Source organism: Bradyrhizobium diazoefficiens (genome assembly GCF_016612535.1).
Lineage (GTDB): Bacteria > Pseudomonadota > Alphaproteobacteria > Rhizobiales > Xanthobacteraceae > Bradyrhizobium > Bradyrhizobium diazoefficiens_C.
The window spans coordinates 2,138,536-2,164,223 of sequence record NZ_JAENXS010000002.1 but is presented as its reverse complement, the minus strand read 5'-3'; the positions used below and the strand labels follow the sequence as shown (position 1 = coordinate 2,164,223).

At 63.3% G+C, this 25,688-nt stretch carries 27 protein-coding genes; 19 read left to right on the top strand and 8 right to left on the bottom strand.

Annotated elements, in window-relative coordinates:
• Positions 1-6: 6 nt before the first annotated feature.
• Both JJE66_RS27025 and JJE66_RS27020 read left to right on the top strand, forming a co-directional pair.
• Complete coding sequence (locus JJE66_RS27025) at positions 7-216, top strand: hypothetical protein (RefSeq protein ID WP_200517495.1); 210 nt, start codon at positions 7-9, stop codon at positions 214-216.
• A gap of 35 nt (positions 217-251) precedes the next feature.
• Entirely contained in the window at positions 252-452 is a 201-nt protein-coding gene (locus JJE66_RS27020; protein WP_200517494.1) for a hypothetical protein, read from the top strand.
• 59 nt (positions 453-511) lie between these two features.
• On the opposite strand, the gene JJE66_RS27015 is transcribed toward JJE66_RS27020, so the two are convergent.
• The gene (locus tag JJE66_RS27015; protein ID WP_200517493.1) at positions 512-748 is read right to left on the bottom strand and encodes a hypothetical protein; all 237 of its coding nucleotides are present in this window, start codon (positions 746-748) and stop codon (positions 512-514) included.
• Positions 749-843: 95 nt separating this feature from the next.
• The gene (locus tag JJE66_RS27010; protein WP_200517492.1) at positions 844-1,101 is read right to left on the bottom strand and encodes a hypothetical protein; all 258 of its coding nucleotides are present in this window, start codon (positions 1,099-1,101) and stop codon (positions 844-846) included.
• Between JJE66_RS27010 and JJE66_RS38210 the strand changes: the two genes are divergently transcribed.
• Positions 1,100-1,465, top strand: a complete 366-nt coding sequence (locus tag JJE66_RS38210) for a hypothetical protein (protein WP_246756538.1) — start codon at positions 1,100-1,102, stop codon at positions 1,463-1,465. The genes JJE66_RS27010 and JJE66_RS38210 overlap by 2 nt on opposite strands.
• Here JJE66_RS38210 and JJE66_RS27000 read toward each other — a convergent pair.
• Together JJE66_RS27000 and JJE66_RS26995 are read right to left on the bottom strand one after the other, a co-directional pair.
• Positions 1,462-2,955, bottom strand: a complete 1,494-nt coding sequence (locus tag JJE66_RS27000) for an HWE histidine kinase domain-containing protein (protein WP_200517491.1) — start codon at positions 2,953-2,955, stop codon at positions 1,462-1,464. The genes JJE66_RS38210 and JJE66_RS27000 overlap by 4 nt on opposite strands.
• Positions 2,956-2,969: 14 nt before the next feature.
• The gene (locus JJE66_RS26995) at positions 2,970-9,263 is read right to left on the bottom strand and encodes a HAMP domain-containing protein (protein WP_200517490.1); all 6,294 of its coding nucleotides are present in this window, start codon (positions 9,261-9,263) and stop codon (positions 2,970-2,972) included.
• Between the two features lie 284 nt (positions 9,264-9,547).
• Between JJE66_RS26995 and JJE66_RS26990 the strand changes: the two genes are divergently transcribed.
• Positions 9,548-9,841, top strand: coding sequence for a hypothetical protein (locus tag JJE66_RS26990; protein ID WP_200517489.1), 294 nt, complete (start codon positions 9,548-9,550; stop codon positions 9,839-9,841).
• 5 nt (positions 9,842-9,846) lie between these two features.
• Here JJE66_RS26990 and JJE66_RS26985 read toward each other — a convergent pair whose 3' ends face one another.
• The gene (locus tag JJE66_RS26985) at positions 9,847-10,356 is read right to left on the bottom strand and encodes a DUF4142 domain-containing protein (protein ID WP_200517488.1); all 510 of its coding nucleotides are present in this window, start codon (positions 10,354-10,356) and stop codon (positions 9,847-9,849) included.
• Between the two features lie 114 nt (positions 10,357-10,470).
• Here JJE66_RS26985 and JJE66_RS26980 point away from each other — a divergent pair, with 114 nt between their 5' ends.
• From JJE66_RS26980 to JJE66_RS26920, 14 genes are all read left to right on the top strand, one after another.
• On the top strand, positions 10,471-10,656 hold the full coding sequence (locus JJE66_RS26980; protein ID WP_200517487.1) for a hypothetical protein: 186 nt from the start codon (positions 10,471-10,473) through the stop codon (positions 10,654-10,656).
• A 126-nt stretch (positions 10,657-10,782) separates the two neighbouring features.
• Positions 10,783-10,914 carry a hypothetical protein gene (locus JJE66_RS38515; RefSeq protein ID WP_283818519.1) on the top strand — a complete coding sequence of 44 codons (132 nt, stop codon included), beginning with the start codon at positions 10,783-10,785 and terminating at the stop codon, positions 10,912-10,914.
• Between the two features lie 83 nt (positions 10,915-10,997).
• On the top strand, positions 10,998-11,204 hold the full coding sequence (locus tag JJE66_RS26975; protein ID WP_200517486.1) for a hypothetical protein: 207 nt from the start codon (positions 10,998-11,000) through the stop codon (positions 11,202-11,204).
• A gap of 409 nt (positions 11,205-11,613) precedes the next feature.
• Positions 11,614-11,772, top strand: coding sequence for a hypothetical protein (locus tag JJE66_RS26970; RefSeq protein ID WP_200517485.1), 159 nt, complete (start codon positions 11,614-11,616; stop codon positions 11,770-11,772).
• 164 nt (positions 11,773-11,936) lie between these two features.
• Positions 11,937-12,311 (top strand): PRC-barrel domain-containing protein, encoded by a 375-nt coding sequence (locus JJE66_RS26965; protein ID WP_200517484.1) that lies wholly within the window; start codon positions 11,937-11,939, stop codon positions 12,309-12,311.
• A gap of 25 nt (positions 12,312-12,336) precedes the next feature.
• Positions 12,337-12,495 (top strand): hypothetical protein, encoded by a 159-nt coding sequence (locus JJE66_RS26960; RefSeq protein WP_200517483.1) that lies wholly within the window; start codon positions 12,337-12,339, stop codon positions 12,493-12,495.
• A 182-nt stretch (positions 12,496-12,677) separates the two neighbouring features.
• Positions 12,678-13,832, top strand: a complete 1,155-nt coding sequence (locus JJE66_RS26955; protein ID WP_200517482.1) for an HlyD family secretion protein — start codon at positions 12,678-12,680, stop codon at positions 13,830-13,832.
• Complete coding sequence (locus JJE66_RS26950; protein WP_200517481.1) at positions 13,829-15,448, top strand: DHA2 family efflux MFS transporter permease subunit; 1,620 nt, start codon at positions 13,829-13,831, stop codon at positions 15,446-15,448. The genes JJE66_RS26955 and JJE66_RS26950 overlap by 4 nt, the downstream gene beginning before the upstream one ends.
• A gap of 186 nt (positions 15,449-15,634) precedes the next feature.
• Positions 15,635-16,636, top strand: coding sequence for a nitronate monooxygenase family protein (locus JJE66_RS26945; protein WP_200517480.1), 1,002 nt, complete (start codon positions 15,635-15,637; stop codon positions 16,634-16,636).
• 108 nt (positions 16,637-16,744) lie between these two features.
• Positions 16,745-17,194: a hypothetical protein gene (locus tag JJE66_RS26940; RefSeq protein WP_200517479.1), complete on the top strand. Its 450-nt coding sequence runs from the start codon at positions 16,745-16,747 to the stop codon at positions 17,192-17,194.
• 333 nt (positions 17,195-17,527) lie between these two features.
• Positions 17,528-19,093, top strand: coding sequence for an alkaline phosphatase (locus JJE66_RS26935; RefSeq protein ID WP_200517478.1), 1,566 nt, complete (start codon positions 17,528-17,530; stop codon positions 19,091-19,093).
• A gap of 344 nt (positions 19,094-19,437) precedes the next feature.
• Positions 19,438-20,256: an aldo/keto reductase gene (locus JJE66_RS26930; protein ID WP_200517477.1), complete on the top strand. Its 819-nt coding sequence runs from the start codon at positions 19,438-19,440 to the stop codon at positions 20,254-20,256.
• A gap of 349 nt (positions 20,257-20,605) precedes the next feature.
• Positions 20,606-20,758, top strand: coding sequence for a hypothetical protein (locus tag JJE66_RS26925; RefSeq protein ID WP_200517476.1), 153 nt, complete (start codon positions 20,606-20,608; stop codon positions 20,756-20,758).
• Positions 20,759-20,861: 103 nt separating this feature from the next.
• Complete coding sequence (locus JJE66_RS26920; protein WP_200517475.1) at positions 20,862-23,003, top strand: LuxR C-terminal-related transcriptional regulator; 2,142 nt, start codon at positions 20,862-20,864, stop codon at positions 23,001-23,003.
• Between the two features lie 149 nt (positions 23,004-23,152).
• Here the strand turns inward: JJE66_RS26920 and JJE66_RS26915 are convergent, their stop codons facing one another.
• Positions 23,153-23,371, bottom strand: coding sequence for a hypothetical protein (locus tag JJE66_RS26915; protein WP_200517474.1), 219 nt, complete (start codon positions 23,369-23,371; stop codon positions 23,153-23,155).
• Between the two features lie 105 nt (positions 23,372-23,476).
• Positions 23,477-23,929: a hypothetical protein gene (locus tag JJE66_RS26910; protein WP_200517473.1), complete on the bottom strand. Its 453-nt coding sequence runs from the start codon at positions 23,927-23,929 to the stop codon at positions 23,477-23,479.
• A gap of 158 nt (positions 23,930-24,087) precedes the next feature.
• Here JJE66_RS26910 and JJE66_RS26905 point away from each other — a divergent pair, with 158 nt between their 5' ends.
• A complete protein-coding gene (locus JJE66_RS26905; RefSeq protein ID WP_200517472.1) occupies positions 24,088-24,366 on the top strand; it encodes a helix-turn-helix domain-containing protein in 279 nt (92 codons plus the stop codon).
• 7 nt (positions 24,367-24,373) lie between these two features.
• Here the strand turns inward: JJE66_RS26905 and JJE66_RS26900 are convergent, their stop codons facing one another.
• The gene (locus JJE66_RS26900) at positions 24,374-25,606 is read right to left on the bottom strand and encodes a PLP-dependent aminotransferase family protein (RefSeq protein WP_200517471.1); all 1,233 of its coding nucleotides are present in this window, start codon (positions 25,604-25,606) and stop codon (positions 24,374-24,376) included.
• Between the last annotated feature and the right edge of the window lie 82 nt (positions 25,607-25,688).

The window sequence follows — 25,688 nt, the reverse complement described above, 5'->3', positions numbered from 1 at the left end:
CGTGCGGTGGAGGAAGACCCGGACGCCTACCGGATTCTGAAGTTGCGTGCCGAGATCCTCGAACTGGGCTCCGCGATCCGGCAATTGCAGCGCGAGGGCCTCGACGATGCCACCGCCCAGCTTTTGATCGCGCGCAAGCGGGCGCAGCTTGACTATCTCGTGAAGACGAATTCCGTCAGCCGCCGCCTTAACATCACTGACATCCGACGCAGCTAAAGCGGTCGCGCAACGCGACATGCCCGAGCCCGTCAATGCCGGATGCCGAAATGGCCGCCCTGCTGTGGGCGGTTCTCGATGAGATCTGCGCCGACCTTGCTCCGTCCGAGGCGGCGACGCGCCAACGCGTTGCCGCAAGACTGAGTGATCTTGTTCGGGCGGGGCACTGCTCGGTCGACGATCTGAAGCGGGCCGGTCGGGATGCTCTGATCCGCGCACCGACCATGTGGCCTTGAGAATGTTCGAGCCCGAAGCAAAAGGCCCCGCGTTCGCGGGGCCTGAGCTTCTGGCGAGCTTACTTGGTGTTGCTCGGGGCGCTCTTGTTGTTCGACATGGTGCCGCCCTGGTCTGAACCGGGACCGGAGCCGCCCTGGCCGGAGGCATCGCTGCCCTTGGACTTCATATTAGCGCCCGTCGTGGTCTGCGACATAGAGGAGTGGTGCTTCTTGTGCGACTTGGCCTGCGCGGCGAACGGGGCTGCGGCAAGGCCGGTTGCCAGCATCACGGCGAGAGCGAGCTTGATCGTTTTCATGCGGGGGAACTCCCTGAGTTGAATTGACGCAGGCAGCCAACCGCCAATCGCCGCAGGAGTTCCGAACAAAGCGGCGCATGCATTTCATGCGCGCTTCAAGATTCCTTGTCCTCGTTGAGGATGAACACGATGCCGGTCAGCGCTGCACCGATTGCAAACGTCGTCACCAACGTGACGACAAAGACCAAGAAGGCCCCACTTCCGCCGTGGTTGAGCAATTCCGCGACCGCAGGATTGGCCAGGATGAGCGCAAGCGTGAAGGCAAGACCGAGTGCCGCGCCCATCATCGCATGCGTCATCAGCTTGATGACACCGGTAGGAGAGATCAGCTTTGGCGTCTTTTTTACACGCATGGAACTGCCGCTCGATCTGGCATTCAAACGCGGGCGACGATCGCCGGTTCCATCCCGCATGAACGAATTGTCATCACCCGCTTCATCCGACGTTCATGCCCAGCTTGCGAGGATATACGCCATCAACACGGGAACATTCGATATGGGCAAGGTAGTCTTTCTCTATCGCTCGCTGGCCTACCGCAACGCCGCGGCCGACATGTTGCGCAAGGCGCGCAAGCTGCCGCGCGGGGCCGAGCGCAGCGCGGCCCGCCGCTACGCGACGGCGCTGCGTGATCTCGCAGAAACCGAAGCCTGGCTCGAAGGGCGCGTTGCCGGTGAATCCCGGCCGATGCCACGAATGAGAGTGGCTGCGTCGCGCTAACCCAACGCGCGCTGGAGTTCAGGGGAGGTGCTGGCCTCGAATTTGTCCTGCGCTGCCGGTGTGGTCGCTCCCTTGCGCGTCAACGGCACCTCGAGGCGGCACAACAGGCCCTCGGCGCGCCAATCGAATTGCGCCTGTCCGCCGAGCTGGGATTCGACACTGGCCAGCAGGCTTCTCGTCCCGAAGCCACGCGACTTCGGCGTCCTGACCAGCGGGCCGCCGGTTTCCTCCCAGGTCAATGTCAGGAGTTCGTTCTCGGCCTGCCAGCCGATCGCGAGCCGCCCCGATCGTGCCGAGAGCGCGCCATACTTCGCCGAATTGGTGAAGAGCTCGTGCAGCGCCAGCGCCAGCGTCTGGGCCGTCGCCGGCAGCAATTGCACTTCTGGCCCCGCAAGCTTGATCTGTCCGCCGAGCGAATAGGGCGCAAGCTCTTCCTCGATCAGCTTGGAGAGCTCTGCACCCTGCCAGCTCGACAGTGACAGAATGGTGTGCACGCGCGCGAGCGCATTGATGCGCCCCTCGACGGCGTTGACGTAGGCCTTGACCTCGTCGGCGCGGGTGAGGCGCACGATCGACTGCGCCAACGCCAGCGCATTCTTGGCGCGATGATCGACCTCCCGCGCCAGAAGGTTCTGCCGTTCCTCGGCGCGCTTGCGTTCGGTAATGTCGACGGTGACACCGCTGACCCGCACCACGCGGCCGGCGTGGTCCACGGTTGCGGCTGCCGTGCCCACGCACCAGCGCACCTCACCATCGGGCCGGCTGACGCGAAATTCTCCCTCGTAGGCGTGCGCGCCGGTATTGAACGCGGCAATCGCCTGGTCGAACTGGTCGACGTCATCCGGGTGCAGCAGCGCCTGGATGTTGGCCGAGGTGACGTTGAAGGACTCCGGCGTCACGCCGAAGATGCGGTACTGGCCTTCGTCCCACATCCAGTCGCCGTTGACCCAATCCCAATCCCAGGATCCCATCTTGCCGGCGGCGATCGCCATGGTACGCCGCTCTTCGCTCTCGCGCAGCTTGGCGGTGGAATTCTCCAACTCTGCCGTGCGGGCGCGGACGCGATCCTCGAGATCCTGGTTCAGCCGCTCCAGCTCGCGCGTCTTGCGATAGAGCTCGGCAAACACCTTGACCTTGGCGCGCAGAACTTCCGGCACGACGGGGACCGGCACGTAATCGACCGCGCCCATCTCGTAGCCCCGGAGGCGGTCGATGTCGCTGACTTGAATAGCCGAGATGAAGATCATCGCGGTCTTCTGGAAACGCGGATGCTCGCGGATCATCGCCGCGAGCTCGAAGCCGTCGAGCTCGGGCATGCAGACGTCGACCAGGATCACCGCGATCTCGGTCTTGAGCAGCACCTCCAGCGCCTCGCGGCCCGACGAGGCGATTACGAGGTTCTCGCCGAGTTCCTTCAAGATCACCTCGTAGGCGAGCAGCTTGGCCGGCTGGTCGTCGACGAGGAGGATGTTGACCTTTTCGTGGTCCATTCTCGGATCCAAACTCAGCGGTGCAGCCACATGCGAATCGCAAGCAGCAATTGATCGGTATTGACGGGCTTTGCGAGGTAATCGGACGCGCCTGCCTCCAGGCATTTCTCTCGGTCGCCCTTCATCGCCTTCGCCGTCAGCGCGATGATCGGCAGGCGCAGGAAGGCCGGGTTCTCCCGGATCACGCCGATGGTCTGATAGCCATCCATCTGCGGCATCATGATGTCCATCAGCACGATGGCGATTTCCGGATTGGATTCGACCAGCGTGACCGCCTCGCGGCCGGTGGTCGCCGTCAGCACTTTCATGCCGCGCCGTTCCAGCACGCTCGACAGCGCGAAGATATTGCGGGCGTCGTCGTCGACCAGCAGCGCGGTCTTGCCGATCAAATCCTCGTCGGAACTGTTCAGCTTCTCCAGCATGCGCTGCTTCTCGACCGGGAGTTCCGTGATCACGCGGTGCAGGAACAGCGCGGTCTCGTCGAGCAGACGTTCGGGCGATTCCACGCCCTTGACCACGATGCTGCGCGCCATGGTGTGGAGCTCCGCATCCTCTTCCGCCGAGAGCTCGCGGCCGGTGAATACCACCACGGGAACGTTCGACAGCGTGTCGTCGCAGCGGATTTGCTCCAGCACCTCGAAGCCGCTCATGTCGGGCAGCCTGAGGTCGAGTACCACGCAATCGCAGGGCGCCTCGCGCAGGGTCGATAGTGCACCGGCGCCGGTGTCCGTGATCACGATCTCGATGTCGTCGTGATGCAGCAGCTCCCGGATCGACAGCTGCTCGGCCTCGTTGTCCTCGACGATCAGGAGCCGCTTGCGCCGCGGCCGCGCATATTCCTTGATCTGCGTCAGCGCAGCGGAGACGCCCTCGGTCGTCGTCGGCTTGTTGACGAAAGAGAAGGCGCCGCGCGCCAGCGCATGCTGGCGGTCCTCGTCGAGCGTGATGATCTGCACCGGAATATGGCGCGTCAGCGGGTTGTGCTTGAGCTGGCTCAGCACCGTCCAGCCGAGCATGTCGGGCAGGAACACGTCGAGCGACACGGCACGCGGTTGATACTGCTTGGCAAGCTCGAGCGCCTCCGCGCCGCGCGCGGCGACAAGGACCTTGAAGCCCTTGTCACGCGCGAGGTCGACCAGGATGCGGGCATAATGCGGATCGTCCTCGACGACCAGTAGGATGCTGTCGCCAGGTTCGAGATTGAGGCGGTCGTCGGGAAGCTGCTCGATGACGCGCTGCTGCTCCGGCGCAGTCGGCTGGAGTGCCGGCGGCTGGTTGTGCTGCGACACCGGCGCGGCGCGCGGCGCCAGCGTCGGGCCGGAATATTTCAGCGGCAGATAGAGCGTGAAGGAGGAGCCCTTGCCCGGCAAGCTGCGCAGATGGATTTCGCCGCCGAGCAGGCCTGCGAGTTCGCGGCTGATGGCAAGGCCGAGGCCGGTGCCGCCATATTTGCGGCTCGTGCCGGCGTCCGCCTGCTGGAAGGCCTCGAAGATCAGCTTCTGCTTCTCCAGGGGGATGCCGATGCCGGTATCGGACACCTCGAACGCGATCACGGCCGGCGCGGAGTTCAGCACCGGGTGATCCGTGCCCCAGCCGCCGACTGCCGCGGCGACTTTCAGGCGCACTTCGCCTTCGGCCGTGAACTTGAAGGCGTTGGAGAGCAGGTTCTTCAGCACCTGCTGCAAGCGCTTGGAGTCGGTGACGATGCTGCGTGCGAGGTTTGGATCGACGTCGATCTTGAACGACAGATTGCGGTTCTCCGCCTCGTGCCGGAACGGCCGCCCGACGGTTTCGAGCAGGTTGGCGGTCAAAATCTCCTCGGCGTCGACCGTGACCGTGCCGGACTCGATCTTGGAGAGATCGAGGATGTCGCTGATGAGGTTGAGCAGGTCGGTGCCGGCGCCGTGGATGGTGCGCGCGAACTCGACTTGCTTGCCCGTCAAATTGCCGTCCGGATTGTCGGTGAGCTGCTGTCCCAGGATCAGGATCGAGTTCAGCGGCGTCCGCAATTCGTGGCTCATATTGGCGAGGAATTCGGACTTGTACTTCGAGGTCAGCGCGAGCTCGGTCGCCTTTTCCTCGAGTGCGCGGCGGGCTTGCTCGATCTCCTGGTTCTTGCGTTCGACTTCGACGTTGCGTTCGGCGAGCTGTTGCGCCTTCTGCTCGAGCTGGTCGTTGGTCTGCTGCAATTCGCGCTGCTGGGTCTGGAGCTCGCCGGCGAGCTGTTGCGACTGCTTGAGCAGGCCCTCGGTCTGCATCGTCGCCTCGATCGAGTTGAGCACGATGCCGATGGAATCGGTGAGCTGCTCCAGGAACGTCATCTGCGAGGTCGTGAACGAGGTGAGTGAAGCGAGCTCGATCACCGCCTTGACCTGGCCCTCGAACAGCACCGGCAGCACCACGAGGTTCTTCGGCGCGACGCGGAGCAGGGCCGAGTTGATCGGCACGACGTCGGCGGGAATATCGGCGACCACGCGCGGTCGCCGGTCGAGCGCGCATTGGCCGATCAGGCCGTCGCCGATCGGCAGCACGCGCTGATAGGGATAGATGCCGTCGCCGGCATAGGAGGCGAGCAGCAGCAGCTGCGGATCGTCCTCGTTCTCGACCTGGTAGATCACGCCGGTATGCGCGTTCACCAGCGGCGACAATTCGGTCAGCAGCAGCCGGCCGACGGTGGCGAGATCGCGCTGGCCCTGGAGCATGTTGGTGAATTTGGCGAGGTTGGTCTTCAGCCAGTCCTGCTCGGTGTTCACGTCCGTCGTCAGACGGAGATTCGTGATCATGGTGTTGATGTTGTCTTTCAGCTCGGCCACTTCGCCGCGGGCATCGACCTGAATCGACCGCGTCAGGTCGCCCTTGGTCACGGCGGTCGCCACTTCCGCGATCGCGCGCACCTGCGAGGTGAGGTTGGCCGCCAGCAGGTTGACGTTGCCGGTGAGGTCCTTCCAGGTACCGGCCGCGCCGGGCACGTCAGCCTGGCCGCCGAGCCGTCCTTCGACGCCGACCTCGCGCGCCACCGACGTCACCTGATCGGCGAAGGTCGCAAGCGTCTCGGTCATGTTGTTGATGGTGTCGGCGAGCGCCGCGACCTCGCCCTTGGACTTCACGGTGAGGTTCTGCTTGAGGTCGCCGTTGGCGACCGCGGTCACGACCTTGACGATGCCGCGGACCTGTTCGGTCAGGTTCGCGGCCATGAAGTTGACGGTGTCGGTGAGGTCCTTCCAGGTGCCGGCCACGCCGGGCACCTGGGCCTGGCCACCCAGCTCGCCCTCGGTGCCGACTTCGCGCGCAACACGCGTGACTTCGCCGGCGAACGCGTTGAGCTGGTCCACCATCGTGTTGATGGTGTTCTTGAGTTCGAGGATTTCGCCCTTCACATCCACGGTGATCTTGCGCGACAAGTCGCCGCGGGCCACCGCCGTGGTGACCTCGGCGATGTTGCGGACCTGCGTGGTGAGGTTCGCGGCGAGGAGGTTGACGTTGTCGGTGAGGTCTTTCCAGGTGCCGCCGACGCCGGGCACGACGGCCTGACCGCCGAGCCGGCCTTCGGTGCCGACCTCGCGCGCCACGCGCGTCACTTCGGCGGCGAAGGAACGGAGCTGCTCGACCATGGTGTTCAAGGTGTCCTTGAGCAGCAGGATCTCGCCGCGCACGTCCACCGTGATCTTCTTCGACAGATCGCCGCCGGCGATCGCGGTCGCGACCTCGGCGATGTTGCGGACCTGGGCCGTCAGATTCGAGGCCATGAAGTTGACGTTGTCGGTGAGATCCTTCCATGTGCCGGCGACGCCGGGCACCTCGGCCTGGCCGCCGAGCTTGCCTTCGGTGCCGACCTCGCGCGCCACGCGCGTCACTTCGCCGGCAAACCCGTTGAGCTGGTCCACCATGGTGTTGATCGTGTTTTTCAGCTCGAGGATTTCGCCCTTCACGTCCACGGTGATCTTGCGCGACAAGTCGCCGCGCGCCACGGCGGTCGTCACTTCGGCGATATTGCGGACCTGGGCGGTGAGATTACCCGCCATCGAGTTGACGCTGTCGGTCAAATCCTTCCACGTGCCGGCGACGCCGGGCACGTTGGCCTGACCGCCGAGGCGGCCTTCGGTGCCGACCTCGCGCGCCACGCGCGTCACCTCGCCCGCGAAGCGGTTGAGCTGGTCGACCATGGTGTTGAGGGTGTCTTTGAGCTGCAGGATCTCGCCGCGCACGTCCACCGTGATCTTGCGCGAGAGGTCACCGCCGGCGATCGCGGTCGCGACCTCGGCGATGTTGCGGACCTGGGCGGTGAGGTTGCCCGCCATCGAATTGACGTTGTCGGTCAAGTCCTTCCAGGTGCCGGCGACGCCCGGCACCTGGGCCTGGCCGCCGAGCTTGCCTTCGGTGCCGACCTCGCGCGCCACGCGCGTCACTTCGCCGGCGAAGGCGTTGAGCTGGTCGACCATGGTGTTGAGCGTCTCCTTCAGCTGAAGGATTTCGCCCGACACGTTGACCGTGATCTTCTTCGACAAGTCGCCCTTGGCGACCGCGGTCGCGACTTCGGCGATGTTGCGAACCTGGCCGGTCAGGTTCGAGGCCATCGAGTTGACCGAGTCGGTCAAGTCCTTCCAGGTGCCGGCGACGCCGCGCACCTGGGCCTGACCGCCGAGCTTGCCTTCGGTGCCGACCTCGCGCGCGACGCGCGTGACTTCGCCGGCGAAAGCGTTGAGCTGGTCCACCATGGTGTTGATGGTGTCCTTCAGCTCGAGGATTTCGCCGCGCACGTCCACGGTGATCTTTTTCGACAAGTCACCGCCCGCGACCGCCGTCGTCACCTCGGCGATGTTGCGAACCTGTGCGGTCAGGTTCGACGCCATCGAGTTGACGCTTTCGGTGAGGTCCTTCCACGTGCCGGCGACGCCGAGCACATTGGCCTGGCCGCCGAGCCGGCCTTCGGTGCCGACCTCGCGCGCCACGCGCGTGACTTCGCCGGCAAAGGCGTTGAGCTGGTCGACCATCGTGTTGAGCGTTTCCTTCAGCTGAAGGATCTCGCCCGAGACGTTCACGGTGATCTTCTTCGACAAGTCGCCGCCGGCGATCGCGGTGGCGACGTCGGCGATGTTGCGGACCTGGGCGGTCAGGTTCGACGCCATGAAGTTGACGTTGTCGGTGAGGTCCTTCCAGGTGCCGGCGACGCCGGGCACCTGCGCCTGGCCGCCGAGCTTGCCTTCGGTGCCGACTTCGCGCGCCACGCGCGTCACCTCGGAGGCGAAGGAGTTGAGCTGGTCCACCATGGTGTTGATGGTGTCCTTCAGCTCCAGGATCTCGCCGCGCACGTCAACCGTGATCTTGCGGGACAAGTCGCCGCGCGCCACGGCCGTGGTCACGTTGGCGATGTTGCGAACCTGCGCGGTGAGGTTGCCGCACATCGCGTTGACGGAGTCCGTCAGATCCTTCCAGGTGCCGGCGACGCCGGGCACGATGGCCTGGCCGCCGAGTTTGCCGTCGGTGCCGACCTCGCGCGCCACGCGCGTCACTTCGGAGGCGAAGGAGCGCAGCTGGTCCACCATCGTGTTGATGGCTTCCTTGAGCTGAAGGATCTCGCCGCGGACGTCGACCGTGATCTTCTTGGACAGGTCGCCGTTAGCGACCGCGATCGTCACCTCGGCGATGTTGCGAACCTGGTTGGTCAGGTTGTTCGCCATCGAGTTGACGCTCTCGGTCAGGTCTTTCCAGACGCCGGTCACTTCCGGCACCTGGGCCTGGCCGCCGAGCTTGCCCTCGGTGCCGACCTCGCGCGCGACACGCGTCACCTCGGAGGTGAACACGCCGAGCTGCTTGATCATGGTGTTGACGATGGTCGCCGATTGCAGGAATTCGCCGCGGAGCGGGCGGCCCTCGACGTCGAGCTTGACGGTATCGAGCAAGTCGCCCTGCGCCACGGCCGCGACCGCGCGGGTCACCTCGCGCGTCGGCCATAGCAGGTCGTCGATCAGCGTGTTGACGGAGCCTTCCATGTCGGCCCAGGAGCCAGCGGCGAGGCCGAACTTCACGCGCTGGCGGGTCTTGCCCTCGCGGCCCACCACCTGGCCGACCAGTTCGAGCTGCTGCGCCATGCGCTGGTTGGCGGCGATGATTTCATTGAGGGTGTCGGCGATCTTGCCGTCGATCCCGAGATAGTCGCCGCTCATGCGCACCGAAAAGTCGCCGCTGCGCATGGCCTGAAGCGCGAGCAGCAATTCTGGTCGGGAATCCGAATCCGACATACCATTGGGTTTTGGTTTTGGGACGCGACGACCGGAGCGTGATGCTGTTCCGGGATCGAGGTCGCTCATACTGATTCCCCCGCAGGCGCCTTCCGAATCCGTGGCAGGACGCATTGGTCAAAATAGAGCGTCTGCCGAATCGCAAATCAAGCACCAAGGTTGCGGCGCGAGGAAATGGAACCTGCTTAGCTCAGCCCGACCACACCAACCGCGGGCAAGCCGATTGGTTCCATCCGGTTCCGAAAAAAAGCGCACCTCACGTTTGGCGGAGTCAATTTGGCGTTCCGACAAATGGCTCCGAGGAACGGAGGTCAAGCCCTGTTGTTAGCCCTCGCCGATACAGGGAGAGCGCTATGAAAGCCGGCATTGCCGTCTTTTTTCTCACATTCCTAACCGCAGGTTCCGCGTTGGCGCAGGGCGGCTCCACCGGGCGCGGTGCCGTGACCGGCGATCCCGCCGCAAGCTCCGCCACCCCGCAGGCGGGTTCGCAGACCACTGGGACGGCCCCCAGGTCAAACCCGAGCGGCAGCGGTACCTCGACCTCGGGTGGCAAGGATGCCAACGGCGATGCCGGTCGGGACAAGATGCCCGGCAGCGATCGCACCGTGCGGCCGCTGGAGCAGCAGCATCATCCGGAGGACAAGTAAGGCCGCTATCTATCGGCCATGATGCGCTCCGCGTCTTTCAGCTGCGCGCGCAGGGCCGGCAGGTGCTCGCGCGCGAAGGCGGCGAGGGCTGGGTTATCAGGCGTCCTCAGATAGCGATCGAGCAAGGCGATCGTGATTTCGTATTCGGGTATTTGCGCCGCGTAGAAACTCCTGACATAGGCTGGCCCATCCGTCTCATCGGGCTGGGCGAGGCTGGTGCCGGTTGTTGTCTTGGTGATCCGCGGCTCGGCGCCGATCGTATCTTGAATCTCTTTGAGCGCCTTGTCGCGCTTGGCTGCCTCTTCGGCGCGCAGGGCGGCGAGGTTCTTGACCTCCGCATTGCCTTTCAGGTCGGTGCTCTCCAGCAGATTCTGCTGGAAGCCACTAAAGGCGTAGAGGCCGCTGATGACGTCGGTGGCGTCAGGTGCGCGGTCATTGCGGATGTCCTCGCTGGTGCTGTCGGCAAGCGCAGCGGTGCTGATGAACGCCAGGAGAATCGCGACAAATATCCGCATGGAATATTCAATGACCGATGGCGCGCGAAGTTCCGGAGAAGGTTACGATCCCTTGAAGGTTACGATCCCTTAAGGGCGGTTGCGGGTCGGGAGTTCCGTGCCCACGTTTGGTCCATGAAACAGTCTGACATCTTCAGGGACAACGCCGAGAACTGCCTGCAATTGGCCGAGCGTTCGGAAGGGCGACCCGCCTATAATCGCTATTCGCGCATGGCCGACGCCTGGACGGCATTGGCGAAAGAGCAGGACTGGCTCGATGGCGAGATCCCACCCGTCATGGTCCGCGTCCTGCAAAATTGAGATGCCTCACCGCTCTCCTTCGTGACTGCGTGTGTGAGGCCACTCACGGTGTGAGCAAAACCAAGCGGCAATTATCCGGGAACAGTCGATCGGGTTTATTTTCCGACTCCAGAAGGAGGTTTTGCGATGGCTCCACGTCTGGCACTTCTCTCGCTCATTCTCGCCTTTGGCGTCTCGGTTGCGTTCGCGACGGTGACGACAGTCCGGAAGGTGCATCAGGAAAATGCATCGGTTGCGGTGCATGCGGCGCATAGCTAGCGCGGCGCATCTCTGCACGTTCGGAACATTTGACGCGCCGGAGCGTAAGCGCTCCGAGGCATCGGAACAGGCGAGAGAACAGCATGGCACATTCCGACCAAGGCATCGTCAAAGACCAGCGCGCGGAAGAGCAGCCGCGCGACAAGCAGCGTGCGCAGGCCGTGCACAAGACGAACGAGAAGGGCTCTCCGTCGCGTGAAGCGACGCGCGATCCCAAGCTGAACGATAACAGCAAGACTCCGGGCTCCGGCATGACACCGGATGACTCAGGCACCGCGCCGAGCGGCTAACGACGCGAGGAACGAATGCTCACACGATGAGTCGACTGATTGCTTCCGGTTGACATGCCCCCGGTGCTCCGGAAGCAATCTCCAAGGACGGCCCCGGCACCCCAATTGCCGGGGTCGTTTTGCTTGGCGAGGCCTCTGATCAGTCCGCGCTTCCGCCTTTGGGGTCGCCCTGAGTGTGCCCGTTGGGCCGCGGCCGAACTCGCCGAAGCTGCTCGACTTCACGCCTGCTGCCGCATCAATGTCCGCTGCCGCCAGCCCGAACTTGAGGAGTTCGCGGACCGCCGCGGCGCGCGTCGGCATGCGATGCTTGAACCGGAAATCATCAATAAAAAAACTCGATAAAAATCAAATGGTTACGATTTGAAACGACTCTCGCCGGAACGCATTCTAAAGGAAAGGGAGATTGGTCATGACGGACAAGGTCAGATTACCCCGCAAGCTTTCCGAAGAGCCGGAACCGCCCAAGCCGGTGCGCCCGAGCCATCAGAAAGTCATCGAGCAAGTCGAGCGCTGGGCCAACAGCCCGGGCCTGCAACCCCCGAGGACGGACGATACGAAGACGATCTGAGCCGCACACATTCGAATAGCGTTTGGACGCGCAAAAGTCGCGGTTCGAACATGAACTCGCGAGCCTGCCCGGCACATTAACGCGGCGCTTGTGCTCATTGCGTGCTTTGGAACGATCGTCTCCAGGCCCGGTTGGTCCATACGTTGCCTGAGTGGAGAATCGAAATGTTGAATCAAAGCGAACTAGATCGCGCCGAGATGGGCCGACTGATCGGCAGCGACAAGGTCGAGGGAACGTCGGTCTACGGCGCCGACCGCAACAAGATCGGCTCGATCGAGCGCGTGATGATCGACAAGGTCAGCGGCAAGGTGTCCTACGCCGTGCTCGGCTTCGGCGGATTTTTGGGTCTCGGCAACGATCATTATCCGTTGCCCTGGCAGTCGCTGAAATACGACACCGAGCTCGGTGGCTATGTCACCGGGATCACCGCCAAGGCGCTCGAAGGCGCGCCGAAATACGGCGAGCGCAGCGATTGGAATTGGGGCGATGACGCCGCCACGCGCAGCATCAACGCCTATTACGGCGTTCCCTTCGCTTGACGCGTGACAGACAGAAGGAGATCCGATGAGCCAGGAAAAGCCCAACGACGATCCCCGGCATCAGAATGACTGGGGATCGCACGCCCAAACGGATAAGCCCTGGAAAGGCAATCCGGAGAAGGAGCAGAAGTCCGGCGCGAAAAAGTCTGATCTGGAGAAGTGGCACGAAACCAAGACACACTGAAATGCGCTGACACGTCAATCGAGACCGGCGCGGTACGCAACATACCGCGCTTCTTTTTTGAGCGGCGCAATCACGAAATGGCAGCGGCTCGTTCGAAGCCGGAACCATGCTTTGGCGCTGCGGTTAGGCTCGCGGTGCACAAGCTTGCTACTGCCGATTGAGTGACGAGAAAGGTGTTCACCGTGGATGCTCAGACACGGGAGCGTGAGCCGTCCGCGGAGCAACCGCAGAGGGCCAAGGAAGCTCCAAAGACTTCTCCTGATCAGACAAGCGAGAGCAAGGACCAGCCGAAGAAGCCGGCTCCGTCGCTGCGTGAGCGCCTTGCCGAACACTGGCTGCTCGCGACCGTCGGCGCCATTGCGCTGATCGCAGCGCTGGTCGGAGGTCTGCTCTATTGGCTGGAGGTCCGTCACTACGAATCCACCGACGACGCTTTCGTCGCCGCGCGCAGCTTTTCCGTGGCATCGAAGGTCGGCGGCTATGTGACCGATGTCCCAGTCACGGACAACCAGCACGTCAAGGCGGGCGATCTCTTGGCCAAGATTGACGAGCGCGACTATCGCATCGCCGTCGATCAGGCTGCGGCGCAGGTCGAGGTCTCGAAGGCCAACATCGCCAATGTCGAGGCGCAGATCGTCTCCCAGCAGGAGCAGATCAAGCAGGCCCAGGCGCAGCTCGATCAGGCGCAGGCCCAACTCAAGTTCTCGCAGGAAGAGTTCAATCGCGCCGAGGATTTGGTCGAGAAGGGCGCAGGCACCGTGCAGCGTCAGCAGCAGACGCGCTCCGATCTTCAGGCGCAGCAAGCCAACACCGAGCGCGCCAAAACCGCGGTGACGGCTGCGCAGGTCGGCATCAAGACGCTGCAGGCACAGCTCGAAGGCGCCAAGGCGCAACTCCAGCAGTCGCAGGCGCAACTCGATCAGGCGAAGCTGAATTTGCAATACACCAGCGTCGTCGCGGCGCAGTCGGGCCGCGTCGTCAAGCTCTCGGGCGCCAAGGGGACGTTCGTGACCGCGGGCCAGAGCCTGATGATGTTCGTGCCCGATGAGGTCTGGATCGTCGCCAACTACAAGGAGACCCAGCTTGCCGACATGAGGCCCGGCCAGCCGGTGGAGATCCGCATCGATGCCTATCCCGGACGCAAGCTGACGGGCCATGTCGATTCCGTGCAGCCGGGCTCCGGCACCGCCTTCAGCCTGCTGCCGGCGGAAAATGCCACCGGCAATTACGTCAAGGTGGTGCAGCGCGTGCCGGTGAAGATCGTGGTCGACAACTGGCCGGCCGATCTGCCGGTCGGTCCCGGCATGTCGGTCGTGCCCTGGACCAAGGTGCGATGACTGATGTCGCGCAGGGCGGCGCATCCGCCGGAGGCTGGTCACCGGAACGCTCGGCGGCCGGCGGGCACAATCCCTATCTGATCGCAATTGTGGTTTCGATCGCGACCTTCATGGAGGTTCTCGACACCACGATTGCCAACGTCGCGCTGCGCAATATCGCCGGCGGGCTCGCCGCCGGTCTCGACGAGGCGACCTACGTCATCACCAGCTACCTCGTCGCCAACGCCATCGTGCTGTCGATTTCGGGCTGGCTGTCGACGGTGATCGGCCGCAAGCGCTTTTACATGATCTGCGTTGCGACCTTTGCTCTGGCATCGCTGTTGTGCGGCCTCGCCTGGAATTTGCAGTCGCTGGTGCTGTTCCGCATCCTTCAAGGCCTCGGCGGCGGCGGCATGGCGACCAGCGAGCAGGCGATTCTGGCCGACTCCTTTCCGCCGCAGAAGCGCGGTCAGGCCTTTGCCATCTATGGCGTGGCTGTTGTGGTTGCCCCCGTGATCGGCCCGACGCTCGGCGGCTGGATCACCGACACTTATTCCTGGCATTGGGTGTTTTTTATCAACGTCCCGATGGGCATGCTGTCGCTGTTCCTGGTGGGCACATTGGTCAAGGAGCCGTCGGGTGCGGAAGAGGAGAGGGCGAGGCTTCTGAGCAAAGGGCTGCGCGTCGATTACATCGGCTTTCTGCTGGTCGCGGTCGGGCTCGGCTCGCTCGAATACGTGCTCGATGAGGGCCAGCGCAACGACTGGTTCGGATCGAACGTGATCGTCACGTTTGCGCTGCTTTCGGCGGTCTCGCTGCTCGCGCTGATCCCGTGGGAGCTGACGCGCGAGGAGCCGATCATCGACCTCCGCCTGCTTGGCCGCCGCCAGTTCGCCGCCTGCTTCCTGGTCATGCTCGGCACCGGCGCCGTGCTGATCTCGACCACGCAGCTCCTGCCGCAACTGCTCCAGACCGAGCTGAACTACACGGCGATGCTGGCCGGTCTCGCATTGTCGCCTGGCGGCATTGCGACGCTGATGCTGATGCCGGTGGTCGGCCGTCTCGTCAGCATGGTGCAGCCGAAATATCTCATCATGTTCGGTGCAACCGTCGTCGCCTTCTCGATGTGGCACCTCACCGGGCTGACCGGGGACATCACTTACGGCTATGCGGCGATGGCGCGCATTTTCCTTGCGATTGGTTTGCCGTTCCTGTTCCTGCCGGTCACGACCGCGTCTTATGACGGCTTGCCGCCGGACAAGACCAACCAGGGCTCCGCACTGATCAACGTCGCCCGCAACATCGGCGGCTCGATGGGGGTCGCACTGGCACAGACTGTTCTGGCGCAGCGTCAGCAATTCCATCAGAGCCGCCTGATCGAGCACGCCGCGCCGTCCGATCTCGGCTACCAGCAGGCCATCGACACGATGACGCGCTTCTTCCAGGCCCAGGGCTCGAATGCGAGCGACGCCGCCTCGCAGGCGGTCGCCTGGGTCGGCCGCACCTTGCAGCAGCAGGTCGACTTCCTCGCCTATATCGACGTGTTCTGGACGCTCGCCATCATCGCGGTGCTGATGATCCCGACGGCGGCCGTGCTGCGCCCGATCGATCTCGGTGCGCCGCCGCGGGGGCATTGAGGAGATCCTGCACCAATCCTAACCAGCGTCGTCCCGGCCTAGTGCGCAATTGCGCACTAGGCCGGGACGACATTGGAGATAGGACATCCCGGTCGGCGAGAAATGGTGACCGCGGCGCAAAAGTCCGGCTAGACTGGGCCCCAATACCCAAGCAAAGCTGAAGCAAAATTCCGGGAGGATATGTAAGTGAAGACCGCGATCACCGAGCTGTTCGGCATCGAGCACCCCATCATCCAGGGCGGCATGCATTTCGTCGGCTTTGCGGAGCTTGCCGCCGCCGTCTCCAATGCCGGCGGGCTCGGCATCATCACCGGCCTGACGCAGAAGACCCCGGAGCTGCTCGCCAGGGAGATCGCGCGCTGCCGCGACATGACCGACAAGCCGTTCGGCGTGAACCTCACCTTCCTGCCGGCCTTCTCGGCGCCGCCTTATCCGGAATACATCGCGGCCATCGTCGAGGGCGGCATCAAAGCCGTGGAGACCGCGGGCCGCAGCCCGGAAGCATACATGGCCGCGCTGAAGGCCGCCGGCATCAAGGTGATCCACAAATGCACCTCGGTGCGTCACTCGCTGAAGGCCGAGCGGATCGGCTGCGACGCCGTCAGCGTTGACGGCTTCGAGTGCGGCGGTCATCCCGGCGAGGACGACATTCCGAACATGATCCTGCTGCCGCGCGCGGCGGAGGAATTGAAGATCCCGTTCGTGGCCTCCGGCGGCATGGCCAACGGGCGCAGCCTGGTCGCGGCGCTGTCGCTGGGCGCGGCCGGCATGAACATGGGCACGCGCTTCATTGCCACCAAGGAAGCGCCTGTCCATGAGAACGTCAAGAACGCGCTGGTTGCGGCGACTGAGCTCGACACCCGCCTGATCATGCGGAGCTTACGCAACACCGAGCGCGTCTTGAAGAATGCCAATGTCGATCGACTGCTCGAGATCGAGCGCGAGAAGGGTGGCAAGCTCACCATCGACGACATTCACGACCAGGTCGCAGGTGTTTACCCCAAGATCATGCTGGACGGGCAGATGGATGCGGGCGCCTGGAGCTGCGGCATGGTCGCAGGCCTCATCCACGACATTCCGACCTGCAAGGAACTCGTCGATCGCATCATGACCGAGGCGGAACAAATCATCCGCAGCCGGCTTATGGGGTTCCTGGATGGGACGGGTGCGACGCGAAAGGTCGCCTGACACCGCCGAACTCCTTAACCACGGCGGCATCTGGCCGCTGGAATTGCGCGCGACGCCTCCTAAATAAAGGTAAATTACCCTTTAATAAATCAATTTCAGGAGGCGTCCGTGGTCCTGAAGAGCGTTCCTTTTGCCGTTGCAATTGCCCTCGTGCTCGCATGGGGCGGCTTTGCACGCGCTGACGACTACAAGCCTGACGACTATCTCAGCCTCGATCTCTCCAAGGCCGTGCTGTCGCCGAAGCGGCTCGGGCCGGAGACGCAGTTCGCGCCGGTTGCATTGGAGGCGAAGGGCGGCAACGAGGCGCAAGCCCGTGCCGCGCCGATGGATGTGCCGAAGAAGGTCGCTGCCGAACGCGTGCACGTGTCCCAGCCGAAAGTCGCACATGCGAAGATCGCTCATGCGAAGATCGCGCACGCGAAGAGCACCCAGCCGCGTGGCGCAGCCCGCACGAAGCTCGCGCATCGTCACGGCAATCCGCTCGACGCACAGGCGATGGACACCCGCATCCAGACCTGGCCGTGCCGTTCAGGCGGCATCTGTAACTGGAAGCGCTAGGAGCAGCGCCGCGGTCGCTTCACCTCGCCCCGCTTGCGGGGAGAGGTCGGAATCCGCGCGAAGCGTGGATTCCGGGTGAGGGGGACTCTCCACGAGTCTAACTCTTACCCGTCTTGTGGAGACTCCCCCTCACCCCAATCCTCTCAGCGCGAGCGAAGCTCGTCGCGGCGCCGCACGCGGGGCCAGGGAACGCACCTGCACTGTGGCTGCGCCAGAGTAGTCCGGGCCCGTCATCCCCGCGTCGCAAAACCGTAGGCGCGGAGTCAAGAAACCGTAAGCCGGGAGTCAAACGGCGCAGGCACCTTCCGTCGCGATTCGACGAAGGTTTCCCGAATGGCAGCGCTCCGCGCTTCGCGCGCATGGACCCGGCGACAGTTTTTGGTCCGCTCCACGTCCAGTCTTGCCATCGCCACGCTCGCCAAGCCCCGCATCAGCCGCGCCGCCGACCGCCCGCAGATCGCGGGCGGGATTCAGTCCGGCGATGTCTCGGACGGCTCCGCCATGATCTGGGCGCGCGCCGACCGGCCCGCGCGGATGCAGGTGGAATGCTCGACCGTCGAGAGCTTCAAGACCATCATCGCGTCAGCTTCGCGCGATGCTTTGCCTGATACGGATTTCACATCAAAGCTGCAGCTCGACAACCTTCCGGCCGGTCAGAACATCTTCTATCGCGTCCGGTTCGACGACATCGCGACCGGCATCTCCGGCGAAAGCCGCGTCGGCCATTTCCGCACCGCGCCGCTTGCCGGCCAGTCGATCTCATTCCTGTGGTCTGGCGACGTCGCGGGGCAGGGCTGGGGCATCGACATCTCGCGCGGCGGCTATCGCAGCTATCGCACCATGCTCGACAACAGCCCGGATTTCTTCATCCACTCCGGCGATCACATCTATGCCGACTGTACGATCCCGTCCGAGCAGAAGCTGCCGAACGGCGAGATCTGGCGCAACCTTGTAACCGAGGAGAAGTCCGAGGTCGCCCACACGCTGGCGCAGTTCCGCGGCAACTACAAATACAACCATCTCGACGAGAATTTTCGCGCCTTCCACGCGCAAGTGCCGATGTTTGCGCAATGGGACGATCACGAGGTGACCAACGATTGGTCGCCGACGGGCAGCTATGACGGGGCCGGTTACGAGGACGACGGCACGCCGCGTCTGGTCGCGCGCGCTCGCCGTGCGTTCTTCGACTTCATGCCGATCCGGGAGATTGGCGCGCGCCAAGGCCGCATCTATCGCAAGATCGCTTATGGTCCGCTGCTCGATGTCTTCATGATCGACATGCGCAGCTACCGCGACGAGACCTGGAATAAGGGCGACGATCATCGCGGCTGGATTCTGGGCGCCGAGCAGCTCGCCTGGCTGAAGCGGGAGTTGGCCGCCTCTCGCGCGACCTGGAAGGTGATCGCGGCCGATTTGCCGATCGGCCTGATCAGCCTCGATGCCGTCGCGCTCGGCGATGGTCCGCCCGACCGGCGCGAGCACGAGATCGCCGATCTGCTCGCCTCGATCAAGCGCGCCGGAATCCGCAACCTCGTCTGGCTCACCGCCGACATGCACTACACCGCCGCGCATTATTACGATCCCAACAAGGCGCAATTCAGCGATTTCGATCCGTTCTGGGAATTCGTCTCCGGTCCCCTCCATGCCGGCAGCTGGGGCCCGGGCGAGCTCGACGACACTTTCGGTCCAGTCGCGATGTACCGGAACGGCTGCAGCGAGGCGCAGGGCGAGAACCTCGCGCCCTGCTTCGGCTTGCAGTTCTTCGGCAAGGTCGACATCGATGGCGTGAGCGGCGTGATGACCGTGACCTTGAAGGACGTCGACAACCGCGACCTCTGGTCGGTCGATCTCGTGCCGCAGCCGCAGGTGCGTCCTGCAAGGGTCGCGCAGCATTCGTGAGGGGCGGCGGGCTCCGCCTCTCCCGCTTGCGGGAGAGGCCGACACGCCCCGGGCGATGCGAAGCATCGTCCCGCGCGTGGCGGGTGAGGGTTCTTTCCTCTTGGGGATTGTCCCGTTGCGGAGACACCCTCTCCCTAACCCTCTCCCGCAAGCGGGAGAGGGAGCACGCCTCCCTTGTGGCAACGATCAAACCCAATCGCACCTAACCCGATCTTGATTGGCCGCCGCGCGGCTTCCGCGCTATGGTGTCCCTTCCCGCCACCTCTTTTCCATCACCGAAAAGTCTGCTCACGCGGCATCGCCGCGCGCAGCCGGCGGGCTGAAATATCTCAGGAGCCTGTGCAATGGACAATTTGAAAACACAGGGCATCAGCATGCCCAAGCTCGGCCTCGGCACTTTCCGCATGCAGGGCGATGTCTGCCGCGAAGCGGTCGAGAGCGCGCTGTCGATCGGCTATCGCCACATCGATACCGCCGAAATGTATGGCAACGAGGAGGCGATCGGCGCCGCGCTGGCGGCGGCCTCCGTGCCGCGTGGCGAGCTGCATGTCACGACCAAGGTCTGGCACGAGAATCTGATGCCGGATGCGATCCGTCGCGCCTTCGATACCAGCCTGAAGAAGCTCGGGCTCGACCATGTCGATCTCTATCTCGTGCACTGGCCGTCGAGATCGGCGAACTGGGGCGCTGTGTTCGAGACCCTGATGAAGCTGAAGCAGGAGGGGCGTACGCGGGCGATCGGCGTTGCCAATTTCACCACGGCGCTGCTCAAGATCGCGGTCGAGGACGTCAAGGCGCCGATCGCCTGCAACCAGATCGAATATCATGCGATGCTGGACCAATCGAAGGTGTTGGCCTATCTCAGGACGAAGTCGATCCCGCTGGTTGCGTATTGCCCGCTTGCGCAGGGACGTGTTGCCTCGGATCCGGTGCTGGCCGAGGTCGGCGCGAAGCACAATGCGAGCGCCGCGCAAGTGGCGTTGAAATGGCTGCTCGACCAGGATGGCGTCGCGGCGATTCCGAAGGCGTCACGCCGCGAGAGCCAGCAGGCCAATCTGGATGCGCTGAAGATCACGCTGGAAGATGCCGACCGCAACACAATCGCAGCGCTGCCGAAAGACAGGCGCTGCGTCAATCCCGGCTTCGCGCCGGCTTGGGATTAGAGCTTTTTTCCGTTCCGATAGAATCGGAACGGAAGCTCTAGATTCTTGTTTTGACGCCGTTTTCTTCACGCGAACCGGTATCCACTTCGCTCGAAAACGCTCTAAGGCGTTTATTCATAAAGGCGCCGATGTCGGCCTTCGGGGGCAAGCGGAAATCTCATGCCTTGATCAGAGCATGAGGGCTTGTGACCCGAAGCCGGCGATCCAGGTTCAGCATCCAGCGGGTGCACTGCCCCGACATCAGGCTGAGACCAACGCACCATCTTAACGTGCTCTTGGAACGCATGGATTGATCCTTCGTTAGTCGACCCGAAGGACCGGGGTTTTCACGGGGGTTATTGTCCGTTCGATGAATAAGGAGCGGGAAAAGCGGATCCTGGAAGAGCGCCTTGAGCGCTGCCGGCAGCTCTCCAAGGACTTTCCGGATGGTCTGACCGCAGAGCACCTGCGCCAGATCGAAGCCGCTCTCGTCGACGACCTCAGAGCCCTAGAACAGCACTAACGCGCCCCCGTCTCTACTGGAACAAAGGGGGGTATCACGCGTTGCCGCGCTGCTCTCGAAAGTGACGCGGTAAACTGGGTCGCCCTTGCTCGGCGACGGAAGCTTGAGGCAACTGAAGCAGATGCTTCGTATCCGAATCGTGATAGCGGATCGCCGTCCGATCGTGCTGCAGGGTTTCGCGCCGCTATTTGCTGCGGAGAGTGACTTCGAGATCGTCGCATCTTGCAATAACGGGGCCGACTGCCTCGAGGCAGTTCGGAGGTTGACGCCAGATGTCGCGCTTGTCGAGGACGGATTTTCCGACGTGACGGCGTCTGAGATGCTCGCCGCCGTCAATACCGAAAACCTTCGCACACGACTGGTCTTCTACACCGCATCTATTGCGCAGGGCGATCTCGCTGCCGCCATTGCAACGGGTGCCTGCGCCGGGATTCCGATGCGCGAGGAGCCCGAAGCCTTGATGCAGTCCCTCCGGCTGGTGGCACCGACCGCGGACCGGGTGGCTGCCGGCAAGGCAAGCCATGGCACTTGTGACGACAATGGGCTGACGGCGCTGACGGATATGGAGCGCAAGATCATGCGTCTGGTCGCCTGCGGTATGTCCAACAAGGAGATTGCGCGGCAGCTCAAGGTCACCACAGGCACCATCAACGCGCAAGTCGATCATATCTCTGCACGGCTTGAGATCAAAAGCCGCCGGGAGCTCGCGACGTTTGCTCTGTCGCGCCTGTACGGCGGAGTCGGGGCGCTTGCAGCTCTGATTTGGGCCGCACTGGATGACGTTCAACCCGCAAGCGCGGGCGCAGCTGATCATGCGCATACCGATCCCGTAACGGTATTAGCCGCAGACGGTCGTGGCGAGGTCTTGACGATCAAAATCACTCTCCAGAAGACGACGGCTGTTCCGGGCAAAACGGCCAAAGCTGTTGGCAAGGCCGGCTGCTTTGAGAATTCTGCAGTTGACAGTCCAACGCGGGCCAGCAAGCTCTTTGAACCCCGCACTGATATTGCCGCCAGCACGATCACATCGCTGATGCCCACCGCTCCAAGGCTCAGCTTGAGCAGCTTTGGCTCGTTCGTATTGATGGCGATCGGGGTTTCGATTTACGAATTCCTCGCGAGCCCCGCGCAGGCGTTCACTTTTCCCGATAGCTCGAGCGATTTCTTTGCATCGGATGGCGCAAACGCGACCAGCGAATTTGCCGCCTTCAATATGGCTGGTGGCGTCGATGCGAACCTCAATGGCTTCGATGCCCTGGCCTGGCTTATTTCCGAACCGCACAGGGAATCATTCGCCTTCGAGATCGATCGAGGCGATAGCGTCGGCAGAGGCGACGAACTTCTGATCACTGATGCAGCCGCGAACGAGGATAGCGCTACGGGCAGCGGCAACCTTCACGTTGGAGCCGGTACCGTCGACGCTCTGATCGGTCATGGCGGCTTCGAACAACCGGACGGAACGGGCACGCCCAGGGATACGGAACCCGGCACAACACAGGCAACCGAAGCAGATGGGCCCAATCATGAGCAATTGCAGCCTGATTTCCACCTCTCGGAAGAGGGCGTTGCGAAGGGCGGCCCGCATGCCGGTCAAGAGCCGCCGGGACACGATCCCACTCAAAGGCAGTCGCAGCGTGACTTGCATGTTTCGGAGGAAGGCGCCACAAAAGGCAAGCCGCATGCCGAACACGAGCCGCCGGGACAGGATCCCACTCAAAGGCAATCGCAGCGTGATACGCATGTTTCCGAGGAAGGCCATGCAAAAGGCAAGACGCATGCCGGACACGAGCCTCCGGGGCACGAATCCAACCGTGGACAATTGCATCGCGATGTAGACGCTTCAAAGCACGCCCCACCGGGTAGCCATGCCAGCTCCGACAAATCGCAACCCGACTTGCACAAGGCGCCTTTAAACGCTTTGGAAAATCAGCATGCGGGGCCGAGCGAGAATGCCCGTGGCAACAACCAAGCTGCCGATGACTCCGGACCGACGCACAGGGCAACGGCGCCCGAGCTCGGAGATTCCTTTCATTTCAGGAATGGCATGGCAGAGGCTAGGCATTCGGATCATCTTGAGCCTAGCCAGAGACCACATGCTAATGGGGATGGGCTGCACAATGCCGGGCATCCTGAACTTGCGCTGATCCAGTTTGAAGACCTGATTGGCCCCTCACACGCCGAGCAAGTCGTCGGTGATCACGCAGTCAGTGTCGAGCACCATCCGACGCTTGATCTGTTGATCTAGTCTAGTGGCTGCACTCCTCCGGTACACCGGCATCGGTACTCGGGTTCGAGCGTTCTGCCAGCTGTTTGCCAGTGCCCCAATAGCCGACGTCGATCGATGAACGCAAAGAAATGGCCCCGTGAGGGGCCATTTCCATATTGCGTTGCGCATTAGTACATGTGGTGATGGCCGTGCTTGATCACCACGACACGGTCGTGATGGTGCCAGCCGCGATGCCAGCCATTGTCGCGATGCTCGCGGAATTCGGCGCGCGAACCATACGGGCCGTGATGACCGTGCTTGACCACGACGGTCTCGGCACTTGCCAGCGTCGGCGCCGCAACCGCGAGCGCACCCAGAGCGGCAACGACATAACCAAGCTTCTTCATGATGTCCTCCTCCAATGTAATGCAATTGAGAACGGCGCATTCGCGGGAACGTTCCGGAGGAACGGGAAGAGAATTCTGAATGGATATTCAGGATCAAGACTATTATTAATCGCAGCGCTGTTGTGGAGGCGTCGGCGCGCCGGTCTTAACGTATTTGCCGTCGCTGATCGTGTACTCGCCGCGCTCGCTGCGATTGTAGATCGCCCGCAGGCTGCCGTCCTTCGCAAGCAGCAATCCGAATTCGCGGGTCTGATGCAGCGACGGGAAGAACACCATCAGATTGAGCAGGCCTTCGGCGTTGACCGTGGCCGACACCACTTCGTTCTCGTCCCTGGCGTCGCCGAAATTGCGCCGGTACGTCACCCGGCCATCCTTCTGGATTTCGTAAGTCAGCAGTGCGCCCTTGTCACGATCGGGCCGGGCCGCGCAGTCGACCGCCCATGAGCCGAGCAAGCCCCATTGTTCGACTGTCGCCGCAAGCGTCTCGGCACGCGCAAAGGACGTAAACGCAATCCAAAGCACCGCCGCAATGGTCCAGCGGCTCAAACGACGCGTCATGTCCTGAACAGCCCTGCCTTGAACAATTCCAAAGTGTAGCATCCGGCGCGCAATCGTCCACGGCAGCCGCCAATCGCGCGCGAATTTGATCCGCGTCAATGAGGCCGGCTGTTTCTCCGCTAGGATGGCAATTCCGGAAGGCGAAACTGGTGAGAGCGATGCTGAACCAAGTGATGGATTTTGCGGGCGAGGTGCTGCCGGGAAGCTGTGCTGCGCCGCCTTATTCGGAGGCTGCGTTCCTGACTGAGCTGGGCGAACGCCTGAGGTCGTCACGCGCGCGTTGCGACTTGTCGCGGCGCGAACTGGCCCGCCGCTCCGGGATCTCCGAGCGCTATATCGCCCAGATCGAGGCGGGCAAGGGCAACGTCTCGATCGTCCTGCTGCTGCGGCTCGCCTCCGCGATTCACGGCAGCCAGCCACAGCCCCAGGCGGCCTAAGCGAGCCTTAGGCCCGCTTCTCCACGTTGGCGCTGCGGGCCGGCACGCCGAACTCCTTGCGGCAGACCTCGGCCAGCACCGCGACGCCCTCGCGGATCTGCTGATGCGACGGGCTCGCAAAGCACAGCCGCAGGCGCGAGGCGGAGTGGCGCTTGTTGGTCGACCATTCCGGTCCGGGATTGATCGAGACACCGGCGGCGAGCGCAGCCCGATAGAGTTTGAGCGTATCGACCTGGTCGGGCAGCTTCACCCAGAGGAAGATGCCGCCCTTGGGCTCCTCGAATTCGGCCGCGGTCCCGAACTGCTCGTTCAAGGCTTCCATCAGGGTGTCGAGCTTGGTGCGCAGCGCCTTGGTCAGCGCCGGTACGTGGCTTGCGAAATGCGGCCGGCAATAGGTGGCCAGCACCATCTGCTCCAACGCGCCGGACCCGGCATCCGTCTTCAACGCCAGCATCCGCGACATCACATCCCAGGGCGCCACGATGAAGCCGACGCGCAGCGCCGGCGCAATCGACTTCGAGAACGAGCCGATATGGATCACGCCGCCGTTTCGGCTCATCGCGTGGATCGCGGGCGGCCGCTGTCCCGACCAGACCAGGTCGGCATAGCAATCGTCCTCGAATATAGGCACGCAATATTCGGCCGATAGCTTCAGCAATTCGGCGCGACGGCTCTCCGGCATGATGCTGCCGGTCGGGTTCTGCACGGTCGGGATGGTGTAGATGTATTTCGGCCGGATGCCGCGGCCTTTCAGGTCGACCAGCGTCGAGGCGAGAGCGTCCATGCGCATGCCATCCTCGTCGAGGGGAATGCCGATGGTGTTGACACCCAACCGCGTCAGCCGTTGCAGCGATCCCTGATACGTCTCCTGCTCGACGATCACGGTGTCGCCGCGCGAAAGCAGCGTAGAGTTGACGAGATCGAGCGCCTGGAGCGAGCCGGAGACGATCATGAGATCGTCGACCGTGCAGCTGATGCCGGCATCGCGCTTCAGTTTCGTCACCAGGAATTCGCGCAGGGGCAAGTAACCCTGCGGGCCATGCGCCAGCCCGTAGGTGGCGAGCGACCGGCCTTCGCGTTGCAGGGCCTGATTGGCGGCCTCGATCAGTTCGTCCAGCGGCAGCTGCTCGGAATCGTTGTTGCCGCCGACAAAGCTGTATTTGGCGAGGCCCGTCCAGCGCGCGGAAGGGGCCGGCAGCCCTGTGGGAAACAGCGGCGCGAAATCGAAGCTGGACGTCATGGCAGCGTTCCTCGTTGTTTTTATGGAGCGGCCGGCTTGGTGCCGACCGGGCAGCGCGATTTCGATGTTGCCATCATGCCAG

Coding starts and splice junctions, on each gene's coding strand:
- JJE66_RS27020 (WP_200517494.1), top strand. CDS start 252: ATGCCGGATGCCGAAATGGCCGCCCTGCTGTGGGCGGTTCTCGATGAG.
- JJE66_RS27015 (WP_200517493.1), bottom strand. CDS start 748: ATGAAAACGATCAAGCTCGCTCTCGCCGTGATGCTGGCAACCGGCCTT.
- JJE66_RS38210 (WP_246756538.1), top strand. CDS start 1,100: ATGGAACTGCCGCTCGATCTGGCATTCAAACGCGGGCGACGATCGCCG.
- JJE66_RS27010 (WP_200517492.1), bottom strand. CDS start 1,101: ATGCGTGTAAAAAAGACGCCAAAGCTGATCTCTCCTACCGGTGTCATC.
- JJE66_RS27000 (WP_200517491.1), bottom strand. CDS start 2,955: ATGGACCACGAAAAGGTCAACATCCTCCTCGTCGACGACCAGCCGGCC.
- JJE66_RS26995 (WP_200517490.1), bottom strand. CDS start 9,263: ATGAGCGACCTCGATCCCGGAACAGCATCACGCTCCGGTCGTCGCGTC.
- JJE66_RS26990 (WP_200517489.1), top strand. CDS start 9,548: ATGAAAGCCGGCATTGCCGTCTTTTTTCTCACATTCCTAACCGCAGGT.
- JJE66_RS26985 (WP_200517488.1), bottom strand. CDS start 10,356: ATGCGGATATTTGTCGCGATTCTCCTGGCGTTCATCAGCACCGCTGCG.
- JJE66_RS26980 (WP_200517487.1), top strand. CDS start 10,471: ATGAAACAGTCTGACATCTTCAGGGACAACGCCGAGAACTGCCTGCAA.
- JJE66_RS38515 (WP_283818519.1), top strand. CDS start 10,783: ATGGCTCCACGTCTGGCACTTCTCTCGCTCATTCTCGCCTTTGGCGTC.
- JJE66_RS26975 (WP_200517486.1), top strand. CDS start 10,998: ATGGCACATTCCGACCAAGGCATCGTCAAAGACCAGCGCGCGGAAGAG.
- JJE66_RS26970 (WP_200517485.1), top strand. CDS start 11,614: ATGACGGACAAGGTCAGATTACCCCGCAAGCTTTCCGAAGAGCCGGAA.
- JJE66_RS26965 (WP_200517484.1), top strand. CDS start 11,937: ATGTTGAATCAAAGCGAACTAGATCGCGCCGAGATGGGCCGACTGATC.
- JJE66_RS26960 (WP_200517483.1), top strand. CDS start 12,337: ATGAGCCAGGAAAAGCCCAACGACGATCCCCGGCATCAGAATGACTGG.
- JJE66_RS26950 (WP_200517481.1), top strand. CDS start 13,829: ATGACTGATGTCGCGCAGGGCGGCGCATCCGCCGGAGGCTGGTCACCG.
- JJE66_RS26935 (WP_200517478.1), top strand. CDS start 17,528: ATGGCAGCGCTCCGCGCTTCGCGCGCATGGACCCGGCGACAGTTTTTG.
- JJE66_RS26930 (WP_200517477.1), top strand. CDS start 19,438: ATGGACAATTTGAAAACACAGGGCATCAGCATGCCCAAGCTCGGCCTC.
- JJE66_RS26925 (WP_200517476.1), top strand. CDS start 20,606: ATGAATAAGGAGCGGGAAAAGCGGATCCTGGAAGAGCGCCTTGAGCGC.
- JJE66_RS26915 (WP_200517474.1), bottom strand. CDS start 23,371: ATGAAGAAGCTTGGTTATGTCGTTGCCGCTCTGGGTGCGCTCGCGGTT.
- JJE66_RS26910 (WP_200517473.1), bottom strand. CDS start 23,929: ATGACGCGTCGTTTGAGCCGCTGGACCATTGCGGCGGTGCTTTGGATT.
- JJE66_RS26905 (WP_200517472.1), top strand. CDS start 24,088: ATGCTGAACCAAGTGATGGATTTTGCGGGCGAGGTGCTGCCGGGAAGC.
- JJE66_RS26900 (WP_200517471.1), bottom strand. CDS start 25,606: ATGACGTCCAGCTTCGATTTCGCGCCGCTGTTTCCCACAGGGCTGCCG.